The 12805-nt window shown below is 68.4% G+C and carries 10 protein-coding genes; 5 read left to right on the top strand and 5 right to left on the bottom strand.

Features of this window, described 5'->3' with window-relative positions; genetic code table 11:
* Positions 1-26: 26 nt before the first annotated feature.
* From OID54_RS12950 to OID54_RS12935, 4 genes are read right to left on the bottom strand one after another with little or no spacing between them, the layout of a single operon-like run.
* Positions 27-452, bottom strand: coding sequence for a Fur family transcriptional regulator (locus OID54_RS12950; protein WP_329018538.1), 426 nt, complete (start codon positions 450-452; stop codon positions 27-29).
* A 57-nt stretch (positions 453-509) separates the two neighbouring features.
* Positions 510-1415, bottom strand: coding sequence for a metal ABC transporter permease (locus tag OID54_RS12945; protein ID WP_329018535.1), 906 nt, complete (start codon positions 1413-1415; stop codon positions 510-512).
* Between the two features lie 2 nt (positions 1416-1417).
* On the bottom strand, positions 1418-2212 hold the full coding sequence (locus OID54_RS12940; RefSeq protein WP_329018532.1) for a metal ABC transporter ATP-binding protein: 795 nt from the start codon (positions 2210-2212) through the stop codon (positions 1418-1420).
* The gene (locus tag OID54_RS12935) at positions 2209-3198 is read right to left on the bottom strand and encodes a metal ABC transporter substrate-binding protein (RefSeq protein WP_329018528.1); all 990 of its coding nucleotides are present in this window, start codon (positions 3196-3198) and stop codon (positions 2209-2211) included. Before OID54_RS12935 ends, OID54_RS12940 begins: the two co-directional genes overlap by 4 nt.
* 143 nt (positions 3199-3341) lie before the next feature.
* On the opposite strand from OID54_RS12935, the gene OID54_RS12930 reads away from it, so the two are divergent.
* Positions 3342-4724, top strand: coding sequence for a glycine--tRNA ligase (locus OID54_RS12930; protein ID WP_329018526.1), 1383 nt, complete (start codon positions 3342-3344; stop codon positions 4722-4724).
* A gap of 293 nt (positions 4725-5017) precedes the next feature.
* Entirely contained in the window at positions 5018-5251 is a 234-nt protein-coding gene (locus tag OID54_RS12925) for a DUF6243 family protein (RefSeq protein WP_329018523.1), read from the top strand.
* Positions 5252-5362: 111 nt separating this feature from the next.
* On the opposite strand, the gene OID54_RS12920 is transcribed toward OID54_RS12925, so the two are convergent.
* Positions 5363-6814 (bottom strand): MFS transporter, encoded by a 1452-nt coding sequence (locus OID54_RS12920; RefSeq protein ID WP_329018520.1) that lies wholly within the window; start codon positions 6812-6814, stop codon positions 5363-5365.
* Between the two features lie 64 nt (positions 6815-6878).
* Between OID54_RS12920 and dusB the strand changes: the two genes are divergently transcribed.
* The 3 genes from dusB (at position 6879) to ppdK (ending at position 12705) form a co-directional block, all read left to right on the top strand.
* Positions 6879-8078, top strand: a complete 1200-nt coding sequence (gene dusB / locus OID54_RS12915) for a tRNA dihydrouridine synthase DusB (protein WP_329018518.1) — start codon at positions 6879-6881, stop codon at positions 8076-8078.
* Between the two features lie 237 nt (positions 8079-8315).
* On the top strand, positions 8316-9626 hold the full coding sequence (locus OID54_RS12910; protein WP_329018516.1) for an MFS transporter: 1311 nt from the start codon (positions 8316-8318) through the stop codon (positions 9624-9626).
* Positions 9627-9885: 259 nt separating this feature from the next.
* Positions 9886-12705: a pyruvate, phosphate dikinase gene (ppdK, locus tag OID54_RS12905; RefSeq protein WP_329018513.1), complete on the top strand. Its 2820-nt coding sequence runs from the start codon at positions 9886-9888 to the stop codon at positions 12703-12705.
* The last annotated feature ends 100 nt before the right edge of the window (positions 12706-12805 follow it).

Here is a 12805-nt window from a genome sequence, read left to right as displayed (position 1 = left end):
CCCATTCGGGAGTTCGACCGGCTGCCTCAGGCGTTCGCGCAGTCGGCGCAGGTGCCGAAGATCTCCACGGTGTGCGCCACGTTCACGAAGCCGTGCTGGGCGGCCACCGTCTCCGCCCACTGCTCCACCGCCGGACCTTCGACCTCCACCGCCTTGCCGCAGCCGCGGCACACCAGATGGTGGTGGTGGTCGTCGGTCGAGCAGCGTCGGTAGACGGACTCGCCGTCGCTGGTGCGCAGGACATCGACCTCGCCGGCGTCGGCCAGGGATTGCAGGGTGCGGTAGACCGTCGTCAGACCCACGGAGTCGCCGCGATGTCTGAGCATGTCGTGGAGTTCCTGTGCGCTGCGGAACTCATCCACCTCGTCGAGCGCCGCCGCGACGGCGGCACGCTGTCGTGTGGACCGCCCTCGCACTGAGGCGGTGTTACCGCCGCTGGGCGCAGTCGCCACAGGTGCCTCCTTGCTTCGACCACCATGCTAATGGGGGCCAATTCTGCCAGGTCGGGATCAGGCCCTGACGCCGTCACCCGGCTGACGCATACCCGGCAGCTCCGAATCGCACTCGGCGCGGCCCGGCGCCGCTGGTGGGACGTGGTGTCGGGCCCGTCGCTTCGCCAGCGGAGCGGCGACGGCGGTCAACAGGATGAACACGGCGATCGCGAGCAGCACGATCGTCGCCCCGGGCGGTACGTCCTGGTAGTACGAGGTGGTGGTGCCTGCCAGGGACACGATCACGCCGATCGCCACGGCCAGCGCGAACGTCGCCTTGAACGAGCGGGAGATCTGCTGCGCCGCCGCCACGGGAACCACCATCAGCGCGCTCACCAGCAGGAGTCCCACCACGCGCATGGCGACCGAGACGGTGACGGCGGCCGTCACGGCGATCAGCAGGTTCAGGGCGCGCACCGGCAGTCCGGTGACCCGCGCGAACTCCTCGTCCTGGCTGACCGCGAATAGTTGCCGCCGCAGTCCCACCGACACCAGCATCACGAAGGCGGCCAGTACGGCGATCGCGGTGAGGTCGGCGTCGGAGACCGTGGAGAGCGAGCCGAACAGGAACGAACCGAGGTTCGCCGTGGACCCGGTGTCCGACAGATTGATCAGCAGGACACCGCCCGCCATGCCGCCGTAGAACAGCATCGCCAGTGCGATGTCCCCGCGCGTCTTGCCGTAGGCCCTGATCAGCTCCATCGCGACGGCACCGATCACCGAGACGACGGTGGCCATCCAGATGGGGTTGGTGGAGAGCAGGAAGCCGAGGCCGACACCGGTCATGGCGACATGGCCGATGCCGTCGCCCATCAGTGCCTGCCGTCGCTGCACCAGATAGATGCCGACGGCCGGCGCGGTGATTCCGACGAGGAGCGCCGCGAGGAGCGCCCGCTGCATGAAGGCCGTTTCCAGGATTTCCATGATCAGCTCAGCAGTCCCGTGCGGAGCGGCTCGTGGGCCGCGTGCGGATGTACGTGGTCGTGGCCGGGCAGGGCGTGCTGACCGGTGGCCTTGGGGGGCGGTCCGTCGTGGACCACACAGCCGTCGCGCAGCACCACGGCCCGGTCGATCAGGGGCTCGATGGCGCCCAGCTCGTGCAGGACGAGGAGGACGGTCGTACCGGCCGCGACCTGGTCGCGCAGGGTGTCGGCGAGGATCTCCTGGCTGGCGAGGTCGACGCCTGCCATGGGCTCGTCCATGATCAGCAGTTCGGGTTCAGAGGCGAGAGCGCGGGCGATCAGCACACGCTGGTGCTGGCCGCCGGAGAGTGCGCTCACCGAGTCCTCGGCCCTGTCGCTCAGCCCCACGAGTTCGATGGCGCGGTCCACGGCCGCCCGGTCGGCCCGGGAGAGCCGGCCCAGCCGGGCCCGGGAGAGCCGGCCGGAGGAGACGACCTCGCGAATCGTCGCGGGCACTCCGCTGGCGGCGGTGGTGCGCTGCGGCACGTAGCCGATGCGCGACCACTGGCGAAAGTGCCGCAGCTCGGTGCCGAAGAGCGCGATCTCACCCTCGGTGAGGGGCACCTGCCCGATGAGCGAGCGTACGGCGGTGGACTTGCCGGAGCCGTTGGCGCCGAGCAGGGCGACCACCTCGCCGCGCGTGACGGTCAGATCGACGCCGCGCAGCACGGGCCGGGAGCCGAGCGTGGCCCGGGCTCCGCAGAGGGATATGACGGGTTCGCTCCCCGATGGCACAGCTGCCTCCCACGGTGGTTTCATTTCGCGCCCAGGGCCTTCTTGAGGGCGGTGAGGTTCGACTCCATCACGGCGACGTAGTCGTCGCCCTTGGACTTGTCGGTGATGCCTTCGAGCGGGTCGAGGACGTCCGTCTTCAGCCCGGTGTCGTCGGCCAGTGTCTTGGCCGTGCGGTCGCTGGCGAGCGTCTCGAAGAAGACCGTGGTCACCTTCTCCTTGGCCGCCAGGGCCTGGAGCTCCTTGATCCTGGCCGGGCTGGGCTCGGATTCCGGGTTGACGCCGGAGATGCCCTCCTGGTCCAGCCCGTACCGCTCGGCGAGGTAGCCGAAGGAGGTGTGGGTGGTGATGAAGGTCTTGGTGGTGGTGCTCTTGAGGCCCTGGCGGTAGGCGGCGTCCAGCGTGTTCAGCTCGCCCACCAGGGCGTCGGTGTTCTTCTGGTAGGCCGCGGAGTTGTCCGGGTCCGCCTTGGCGAGGGCGCTGTTCACGCCCTTGGCGACCTCGGCGTACTTCACCGGGTCGAGCCAGATGTGTGGATCGCCGCCGGCCTCGCTCGCGTGGTCGTGATCTTCCTCGGAGTGGCCTTCCGTGCCGTGCTCCTCCGTGCCATGGTCATGGCCGTGGTCGGTGCCCTGGTGGGTCTCCAACTTGGTGAGGGTGGCGGCGTCGATCTTGTGCTTGGCCTCGGACTGGCCGATGGCCTTGTCCACGGCGGGCTGGATGCCCTTGAGGTAGAGGATCAGACCTGCCTCGCCCAGTTCGGCGGTCTGGCGCGGCTTGAGCTCCAGGTCGTGCGGCTCGACACCCGGCTTGGTCAGGGTGGAGACGGAGACATGGTCGCCTCCTATGCGCTCGGCCAGGTACTCCATGGGGTAGAAGGACGCCACGACCTTCAGCTTGCCGTTCTCCTTGCCGTCGGCGGCATCGGAGGAGGCGCAGGCGGACACGGCGACCAGGCCGAGCGCCACTGCACCGGTGGCGGCTGTTGTGCGTATAAGGCGTCCTATGTTCATGACACTCATTTTCAACAAAAATGGAAACGATTGTCAACAAAGCCCGGTCCGAGGCGGGGGCCGCAACCGATTTGATCCCAGGGGTGCGCCCGCCGGTAATCTGAACCATTCGCCGTTAGCCGTCGTCCTATGAAGAGAGCACCGTGGCCGCCGACAAGATCGATACGATCGTCAACCTGAGCAAGCGCCGTGGCTTCGTCTACCCCTGCAGCGAGATCTACGGCGGTCAGAAGGCCGCCTGGGACTACGGGCCGCTGGGCGTGGAACTGAAGGAGAACCTCAAGCGTCAGTGGTGGCGCTACATGGTCACCTCGCGTGAGGACGTCGTCGGCATCGACTCGTCGGTGATCTTGGCCAGTGAGGTCTGGGAGGCTTCCGGCCATGTCGCAACCTTCAGCGACCCGCTCACCGAGTGCACCTCCTGCCACAAGCGCTACCGTGCCGACCACCTGATCGAGGCGTACGAGGCCAAGCACGGCAGGACCCCCGAGAACGGCCTGGCGGACATCAACTGCCCGCACTGCGGCACCAAGGGCGCCTTCACCGACCCCAAGCAGTTCTCGGGTCTGCTCGCCACCCACCTCGGCCCCACCCAGGACTCCGGCTCCGTCGCCTATCTGCGTCCCGAGACGGCCCAGGGCATCTTCACCAACTTTGCCCAGGTGCAGCAGACCTCGCGCAAGAAGCCGCCGTTCGGCATCGCCCAGATGGGCAAGTCGTTCCGGAACGAGATCACGCCCGGCAACTTCATCTTCCGCACCCGTGAGTTCGAGCAGATGGAGATGGAGTTCTTCGTCAAGCCCGGCGAGGACGAGCACTGGCAGCAGTACTGGATGGACCAGCGCTGGAACTGGTACACGGGCCTCGGCATGCGCGAAGAGAACATGCGCTGGTACGACCACCCCAAGGACAAGCTCTCCCACTACTCGAAGCGCACCGCCGACATCGAGTACCGCTTCCAGTTCGGCGGCAACGAGTGGGGCGAGCTGGAGGGTGTCGCCAACCGCACCGACTTCGACCTCACCGCCCACTCCAAGGCGTCCGGTCACGACCTCTCGTACTTCGACCAGGAAGCCGGCGAGCGCTGGACCCCGTACGTCATCGAGCCCGCCGCCGGTGTCGGCCGCGCGATGCTGGCCTTCCTCCTCGACGCGTACAACGAGGACGAGGCGCCCAACGCCAAGGGCGTCCTGGAGAAGCGCGCCGTGATGCGTCTCGACCCGCGCCTGGCCCCGGTGAAGGTCGCGGTGCTGCCGCTCTCGCGCAACCCGCAGCTCTCCCCAAAGGCCAAGGGCCTGGCGGCCGACCTGCGGCAGAACTGGAACATCGAGTTCGATGACGCGGGCGCGATCGGCCGCCGCTACCGTCGTCAGGACGAGATCGGTACTCCGTTCTGCGTCACCGTCGACTTCGACACTCTCGACGACAACGCGGTGACCGTGCGTGAGCGCGACACCATGACGCAGGAGCGCGTCTCCCTGGACCAGATCCAGTCCTACCTCGGCAGCCGTCTCCTCGGCTGCTGACACCCGAGCTCTGCGGGGGCCGTCCGGGCGCTACTGTCCGGCGGCCCCTTCGCACGGTACGGAGCCGATGGCGGGCAGTTGGCAGGCCGCGCGGCCTCCCGCCATCGGTAGCGAGTGCACCTGCACGTCCACCGCAGCATCCGACGGAAAATCGGATGCCGCCCCTTCTCCAGGACAGGTACCGTCAGCCTCATGTCTTCGTTCTTCCAGATCTACGAGTGAGAGAGCGGCGGTCACCCGCCCTCATCTGACGACCCCCCAAGTCACTTCTCACCACCCAATGGGAGAGCACCATGGCCAAGAGCCGCAACAACCTTCTCGGTGTGGGGGGACAGCGCAAGAAGCTGTCCCGTGCCGACCAGCAGGGCAACGGCCCGGCGCGCAACGCCGATCGCCAGGTCGCCGCAGACCATAAGGCGGAGTTGCTGCGCAAGATGCGCGAGCGGGCCCAGGACACCGACGGCGAGCAGCGCGACGCGTCCGATGAGCCCGAGCAGGTCCAGGAGTCCTCGGCGAACGAGTCCTGACACCCAGCGACGATCGACGGCCCCGCACCACGTACGGCATGTACGGGTGCGGGGCCCTCGCGCGTCCGTGTCCCTGTGGCGGCGTCCGGGGGACGGCACGCGGTCGGCGGTTCAGCCGCGGGCGCCCGGCGCCGCGTCCGCGGCCCTCGTGACGGGCTCCCGTCCCTCCAGCACCTCCGCACAGCGACCGGCCGTGCTCCGCGCCCAAGGGCCGCTCGTCACGGCGCCCACCACCAGGACGCACAGACCGCAGCCGGCGATGATCCACCAGGCGACCCTGGCGGTATCGACGAAGTCCTGCGCATAGGTGGGGGAACTCGTTCCCACCGCGACCCCCGAGGCCAGTACGGTTCCGATCACCGCGACGCCCAGCGTCTGCCCGATCTGCCGGCTGGTGGAGGCGACCGCGGAGGCGACACCGGCCTGGGCGCGGGGCATGCCGGAGACCGCCGTATTGGTGATGGGCGCGTTCACCATGCCGAAACCCACCCCGAACAGTACGTATCCGGTGAACAGCAGCGCCGTCGAGGTCTCGGCCTCGAACACGGCGAACAGCACACCGCTTGCCGCCATCGTCGTCCCCGCGACCAGCAGCGGTAGGCGCGGTCCCCGACTGCCCACCAGGCGTCCCGACAGGGGTGCGCAGACCAGGGTCAGCCCGGCCATCGGGAGCATGTACAGCCCCGCGTGCAGGGCCGAGTAGCCGCGGACGTCCTGGAGGTAGAGCGTGTTGAGGAAGAGGAAGCCGCCCAGTGCGGCGAAGGCGGACACGGCGATGACCGTGGCCCCGGTGAAGGGTGCGCTGCGGAAGAACCGCAGATCGATCAGCGGCTCGGTGCGCCGCGGTTCGTAGATGAGCACTCCGAGCAGGGCGACGGCCGCGATCAGCCCGAAGACCAGGCTCTTCTCGATGATCGCGTACGTCAGCGAGCCGAGGAGAACCATGATCAGCAGTTGGCCCACGGGGTCCACCCGCCGTGGCTTGGGCGCCCGGGACTCGGGGACGTAGCGCCAGGTCAGAAAGAGGGCGAGCACGCCGACGGGCAGGTTCACCCAGAAGATCGACCGCCAGCCCACGGTGTCCACGAGCAGCCCGCCGATCAGTGGGCCGGCGGCCATGGAGATCCCCACGACCCCGCCCCACACACCGATCGCCCGGGCCCGCTCGGCGGGGTCGGTGAAGGTGTTGGTGATGATCGACATGGCGACCGGATTGAGCATGGAACCGCCCACGGCCTGCACCATCCGGAAGGCGACCAGCGATTCGAGCGTGGGGGCCAGCGAACAGAGCAGCGAGCCGAGCGTGAAGAGCACCAGACCGGCCATGAACACCTTGCGGCGGCCGATCCTGTCCCCGGTGGAGCCCGCCAGCATCAGCAGCGAGGCGAGGACGAGGGTGTAGGCGTCGATCGTCCACTGCAGGCCGGAGACGGAGGCGCCCAACTCCTCGCCCATGGAAGGTAGGGCGACATTCAGGATGGTGTTGTCGAGGCTGACGATCAGCAGGCTCATGCAACAGATGCCCAGGACGAGCAGCCGTCGCCGAGGAGTGAGCTCGGACATGCGCCGATAGTACGTCTAACTAACGAATGCACTCGCACGCAATGCCGTACGCGACAATGGACGGATGACCACGTCTGCCCCCTCCTACCCGAAGCTCGCCATCGGTCCGCACGCGGTGACGCCCCCGGTGGTGCTCGCGCCGATGGCCGGGATCACCAATGCCCCCTTTCGGACACTGTGCCGGGAGTTCGCCGAAGGCGTCCGCACCTTCGGCGGTCGGACGGCAACGCCGGCGGAACCGGGCAGCAAGGGGCTCTTCGTCAGCGAGATGATCACCACTCGGGCGCTGGTCGAGCGCAACGAGAAGACCATGCATCTGATCCACTTCGATGAGAACGAAACCCCGCGTTCCATCCAGCTGTACGGAGTGGACCCGGTGACCGTCGGCAAGGCCGTCCGCATGATCGTGGACGAGGACCTCGCCGATCACATCGACCTCAACTTCGGCTGCCCCGTCCCCAAGGTGACCCGCAAGGGCGGCGGATCGGCCCTCCCGTACAAGAGGCCGCTGCTGCGCGCGATCCTGCACGAGGCCGTGGGGAACGCAGGCGCCCTTCCGGTCACGATGAAGATGCGCAAGGGCATCGACGACGACCACATCACCTATCTGGACGCCGGACGGATCGCGGTGGACGAGGGGGTCACGGCCATCGCCCTGCACGGTCGCACCGCCGCCCAGCACTACGGCGGCACTGCCGACTGGGACGCCATCGCGCGACTCAAGGAGCACGTCCCGGAGATTCCGGTGCTCGGCAACGGGGACATCTGGTCGGCGGACGACGCCCTGCGGATGGTGCGCGAGACCGGCTGCGACGGTGTGGTCGTGGGGCGCGGCTGTCTGGGGCGCCCCTGGCTCTTCGCCGATCTGGTCGCCGCTTTCGAGGGCGGCGGGGGTCCCGCCGCGACACCCACGCTCCGCGAGGTCGCAGCCGTGATGCGCCGCCACGCCGAACTGCTGGGGGAGTGGATCGGCGATGAATCCCGTGGCGTGATCGACTTCCGCAAGCACGTGGCCTGGTACCTCAAGGGGTTCGCGGTCGGCTCCGAGATGCGCAAGCGACTCGCGATCACCTCGTCGCTGGCCGAACTCGACGACCAGTTGGGGCTGTTGGAGCTGGACCAGCCCTGGCCGTTGGGGGCGGACGGACCGCGGGGGCGCACCTCCGGCAACAACCGGGTGGTGCTGCCGGACGGCTGGCTGAAGGACCCCTACGACTGTGCGGCACTCGGCGCGGACGCCGAGTTGGACACCTCGGGCGGCTGAGCCTCCCGCCGCCCTGCCGCCTGCCCCGGCCCCGGTTCCCCGGCGTCGTGGCACTCCGGGCCACACTCGGCTAACGGACCGCTGGTCGACCCCCAGACGCACACGACCACCGGTTAGCGGCTCGCCCCTTCCGTGTCGGTTGTCCGGACCGAGCCCCTCCGGCTGCCGCTGTGGGGTTTGATGCCTGCGGTCAGGTGAGCGTGTGGGTGTGTGTCCCGGGCGGGGGTCGAGCGAGGCATGGCGGTGAAGCGGGGGCTGGGGCGCCGATTTCGACGGCTGTGGGGCGCGTACGCCATCAGCGCGTACGGCACCTCGCTCGGGTTCGGCGCGTTCCCGCTGCTGGCGATCGTCGTGCTGGACGCGGGGCCGGCCCAGGTGGCGGCACTGGCCGCGGCGGGGCGGGCTGTTGGGGCGCTGGTCGCGTTACCGCTCGGCCCGTGGGTCGAGTTCCGCCGCAAACGGCCCGTCATGGTGGCGATGGACCTGACCCGGTTCGCGGCGCTCATGAGCATCCCCGTCGCGTTCGCGCTCGGATGGCTCGGCTTCGCCCAACTCCTCATCGTCTCCGTCGTCGTCGCCGCGGCCGACATCGCCTTCAGGGCGGCCAGCGGCGCCTATCTGCGGGCGCTGCTGCCCCCGGGGGACCTCCTCGTCGCGCACGGCCGGTTCGAGTCCACGACCTGGAGCGCGACCATGCTCGGACCACCGCTCGGAGGGGTGGCGGTCGGGATGTTCGGCCCGGTGACGACCGTGGCCGCCGACGCGGCCAGCTATCTGCTCTCGGCGCTGGGCATCCGCAGCATCGGCGGGACGGAACCGAGCCCCGAACGGGCCGGTGCCCAGCGATTGCACCCGCGCGAACTGTTCGAAGGATGGCGCCACATCCTCACGCACCCGGTGCTGCGCCCGCTGTTCCTCAATGCGATCGCGGTCAACGGCCTGATCATGGCCTCCGAACCGCTGCTCGCCCTCCTTCTGCTGCGCGGCCTCGGATACGCCCCCTGGCAGTACGGTCTCGTGTTCGCAGCCCCGTGCATCGGCGGTCTGGTCGCCTCGCGCCTCGCCCACCTGCTCGTGAAGCGGTTCGGACAGTACGAGGTGCTGCTTGCCGCCGGAACACTGCGTGCGTGGTGGCCGCTGGGTCTGGCGTTCGTCCAGCCCGGCGTCTTCGGAATCGTCCTGGTGATCGTCGTCCAGTTCGGCCTGGTGACCTGCTGCGGTCTGTTCAATCCGGTGCTGGCCACCTATCGGCTCCACCACGCAGACCCGGACCGGGTCGCCCGCACGTTGGCCGCCTGGTCGGTCAGCACCAGCCTCTCGATCGCGGCCCTGACCGCCGGATGGGGGCTTCTTGCCGCCTTCACCGGCCCGCGCGCCGCGATCGCCGCCGCGGGAGTCCTCCTCCTGGCCACTCCGCTGCTACTGCCGCGGAGCAGGAGCGTGCTCCTGAGCGCCGAGGGATCGGGCCGGGGAGCGGACGGTTTCGATGGCGCGGGGGTGGTGGCTCCTGGTCCGGATGGTGGACCGACCTCCTCCGATAAGGCGTGATTAACACCACCCTTGATAAGGGTTGCGCTCAATTGAGCGCACATATGATTCCCTCACCTCTCATAAGGGCGGCACTCAGTGCCACCCTCTCTGGCTTCATTCGCTGAAGTCGAATACCACCCAGCGTCGCCGAACGGGGTGAACTGCTCGCGCCGTGTGCCCGTGCGTTCAAGTTGTGAACACATGCCGAGCGGGCTGCTGTGTGCCCTTCACTTGGCGGTCACTTTCGATCTGGTGGCGGACGAGTGGTTACAGCCGTATGACGGCCAAGTGGGCGTGCCCAAAAGCCTTTGATATGGGTATGTTCCTCGCCGTCAGGGCAGCCACCGAGCTTCGGGGAGAGTCGAGAGCCGTGCCGGAAAACCAGGATCGTCAGGACCTTCGCGGGCAGAAGTTCGTTTACGACTTCACCGAAGGCAACAGGGATCTGAAAGACCTCCTCGGGGGCAAGGGTGCCAACCTCGCCGAGATGACCAACCTCGGGTTGCCGGTCCCTCCGGGCTTCACCATCACCACCGAGGCGTGCAAGGTCTACCTCGACAGCGGAACGGAGCCCGCGGCGCTGCGGGACGAGGTGAGCGCACACCTCGACGCACTCGAACAGCGCATGGGCAAGAAGCTGGGGCAGGCGAACGACCCGCTCCTGGTATCCGTACGCTCCGGTGCGAAGTTCTCCATGCCCGGCATGATGGACACCGTCCTGAACATCGGTCTGTCCGACGAGTCCGTGGTCGGACTCGCCCAGCAGGCCGGTGACGAGCGCTTCGCCTGGGACTCCTACCGCCGACTGATCCAGATGTTCGGCAAGACCGTCCTCGACGTCGACGGCGACCTCTTCGAAGAGGCGCTGGAGGACGCCAAGTCGGCGAAGAACGTCACCGTCGACACCGATCTCGACGCGGCCGACCTCAAGAAGCTCGTCAAGCAGTACAAGAAGATCGTGAAGTCCGAGGCGGGCCGGGACTTCCCGCAGGACCCGCGGGAACAGATGGACCTCGCCATCAAGGCGGTCTTCGAGTCCTGGAACGGCGACCGCGCACGGCTCTACCGCCGTCAGGAACGCATCCCCAACAACCTCGGCACGGCCGTCAACATCTGCTCGATGGTGTTCGGCAACCTGGGCCCCGACTCGGGCACCGGCGTCGCCTTCACCCGCGACCCCGCCTCCGGCCAGCAGGGCGTCTACGGCGACTACCTCCAAAACGCCCAGGGTGAGGACGTTGTCGCGGGCATCCGCAACACCGTTCCGCTCGCCGAGTTGGAGTCGATCGACAAGGCGTCGTACGACCGGTTGATGCAGATCATGGAGACGCTGGAGAACCACTACCTCGATCTGTGCGACATCGAGTTCACGGTGGAGCGCGGTCAGCTGTGGATGCTCCAGACCCGTGTCGGCAAGCGCACCGCGGGCGCCGCTTTCCGGATCGCCACCCAACTCGTCGACCAGGGGCTGATCGACGAGGCTGAGGCGCTCCAGCGCGTCAACGGCGCCCAACTCGCCCAGTTGATGTTCCCGCGCTTCGACGAGGACGCCAAGGTCGAACTGCTCGGCCGGGGCATCGCGGCCTCGCCCGGTGCGGCCGTCGGCAAGGCGGTCTTCGACTCGTACACCGCGGTCAAGTGGTCCCGCTCGGGTGAGCAGGTCATCCTCATCCGCCGGGAGACCAACCCCGACGACCTGGACGGGATGATCGCGGCCCAGGGCATCCTCACCTCCCGGGGCGGCAAGACCTCCCACGCCGCCGTCGTCGCCCGCGGCATGGGCAAGACCTGTGTGTGCGGCGCTGAGGACCTGGAGGTCGACACCAAGCGGCGCCGGATGACCGTGAACGGCACGGTCATCGAAGAGGGCGACGTCGTCTCCATCGACGGTTCCACCGGCAAGGTGTACCTGGGCGAGGTGCCGGTCGTCCCGTCCCCGGTCGTCGAGTACTTCGAGGGCCGGATGCACGCGGGTGCGGACGACGCCAACGAACTGGTCGCCGCCGTGCACCGGATCATGGCGTACGCGGACCGGGTGCGCAGGCTGCGCGTGCGCGCCAACGCCGACAACGCCGAGGACGCCCTGCGGGCACGGCGGTTCGGAGCTCAGGGCATCGGCCTGTGCCGCACCGAGCACATGTTCCTCGGCGAACGCCGCGGGATGGTCGAGCGCTTGATCCTCGCGGACACCGACGAGGAGCGCTCCACCGCCCTGGAACAGCTGCTGCCGCTCCAGAAGGCCGACTTCATCGAGCTGTTCGAGGCGATGGACGGTCTGCCGGTGACGGTACGGCTGCTCGACCCGCCGCTGCACGAATTCCTGCCGGACATCACCGAACTGTCCGTGCGCGTGGCACTCGCAGAGTCGCGCAAGGACCACAACGAGAACGATCTGCGGCTCCTCCAGGCCGTCCACCGGCTGCACGAGCAGAACCCGATGCTCGGACTGCGAGGGGTGCGGCTCGGGCTGGTCATCCCGGGGCTGTTCGCCATGCAGGTGCGGGCCATCGCCGAGGCCGTCGCCGACCGTCTGAACGCCAAGGGCGACCCGCGCGCCGAGATCATGATTCCGCTGGTCGGGACCGTGCAGGAGCTGGAGATCGTCCGGGACGAGGCCGAGAAGGTCATCGCCGAGGTACGGGCCGCCCGGGGCGTCGAGCTGAAGTTGGCGCTGGGCACGATGATCGAGCTGCCGCGGGCCGCGCTGACCGCCGGACAGATCGCCGAGGCCGCAGAGTTCTTCAGCTTCGGCACCAACGACCTCACACAGACCGTCTGGGGCTTCTCCCGCGACGATGTGGAGGCGTCGTTCTTCACCGCCTACTTGGAGAAGGGCATCTTCGGGGTGTCGCCCTTCGAGACGATCGACAGGGACGGGGTGGGGGCCCTGGTGCGCAGCGCGGTGGAGGCCGGCCGTGCGACCCGCCCCGATCTCAAGCTCGGTGTCTGCGGTGAGCACGGCGGAGACCCGGAGTCGGTGCACTTCTTCCACGAGGTCGGACTCGACTACGTCTCCTGCTCGCCGTTCCGCATCCCGGTGGCACGGCTGGAGGCGGGCCGAGCGGCTGCCCAGTCGAAGGGCAGCGACTCCCGCTGATCATCCGGCCGCGCCGGCCCGTCAGCGGGCCGGCGCGGTGACACTGTCAGCGGGCGCGCCCGACTCAACGAGTCCGTGAATCCGTAAAGGCGCGTTGCGC

Source organism: Streptomyces sp. NBC_00690, assembly GCF_036226685.1.
GTDB lineage: Bacteria > Actinomycetota > Actinomycetes > Streptomycetales > Streptomycetaceae > Streptomyces.
This window is presented reverse-complemented; position numbering and strand designations above follow the sequence as displayed.